Here is a 1007-nt window from a genome sequence, read left to right as displayed (position 1 = left end):
GGTCAAGTCCGCGGATGTGGTGTATGAGTTCTTTCGAATCGTCGGTGATCGGTTAGCCGGGATCGGGTCCGGCACGGGCCTGGGCGTGGTTGGTCATTAGGCTGCAATCTCCTTGCCTGCCGGGGTGGTGGTGTCGGCGTCGAGGACATTGGCTGTGATCAACGCTTTGGTTTGCTCTAGGCTTGTCAACGACATGTAGCGTTTCTGTTGAATCCATTCATCATGCTGCTCAGCAAGGACGGCCCCGACTAGGCGAATCACAGCATCACGGTGGGGGAAGATCCCGACAACATCAGTGCGCCGGCGGATCTCGCGATTGAGCCGTTCGGTGGGGTTATTCGACCAGACTTTGGTCCACACTGACTTCGGTGTGTGGGTAAACGCCAACACATCATCAAGATGTTCTTCTAGGTAGTCTGCAACATGTGGAAATTTCGCCTGGCAGAATTCCACCACTTCCCGAGCCTGAGTCCACACCGCCTCAGCATCGGGTTGTTGGAAGATCGTGTGGAACATCGCCGATAATGTCGGCCACTGGGTCTTCGGCACCATGGACGAGAGGTTCTTAGCGAAGTGGGTGCGGCACCGCTGCCAGGAGGCATGTGGCAGCACATCAGACACCGCTGCTTGAATGCCTAAGTGAGCGTCACTTGTCACCAGGTAGACATCACCTAGACCGCGGGCTTTTAAGTCCCTAAAGAACCCGGTCCACGAAGCGGTGGACTCAGCGGTAGCTACTTGCATGCCTAACAGTTCCCGGTAGCCGTCATTGTTGACACCGGTTGCTAGCAGCACACTCGTTTTGACCACGCGTCCGCCTTCCCGGACTTTCATCGTCAGCGCGTCGCACGAGAGGTAGTAGTACGGGCCGGAATCTAGTGGCCGGGTGCGGAAATCCTCCACCATCGAATCCAAGTCTTTGGCCATTTCACTAACTTGTGACTTCGATAGGTTTGTGATGCCGAGAGTGGCGACCAGGTCGTTCATTCTGCGGGTAGACACGCCTT

The 1007-nt window shown here is 56.2% G+C and carries 1 protein-coding gene; it reads right to left on the bottom strand.

Annotated features, from left to right (window positions below; genetic code table 11):
• Positions 1–96: 96 nt before the first annotated feature.
• On the bottom strand, positions 97–1007 hold a 911-nt coding region (locus tag HMPREF0308_RS12630), incomplete at its 5' end, for an IS256 family transposase (RefSeq protein WP_005532249.1).

Origin of the sequence: Corynebacterium striatum ATCC 6940 (assembly GCF_000159135.1) — a bacterium.
GTDB classification, from domain to species: Bacteria; Actinomycetota; Actinomycetes; order Mycobacteriales; family Mycobacteriaceae; genus Corynebacterium; species Corynebacterium striatum.
This window is presented reverse-complemented; position numbering and strand designations above follow the sequence as displayed.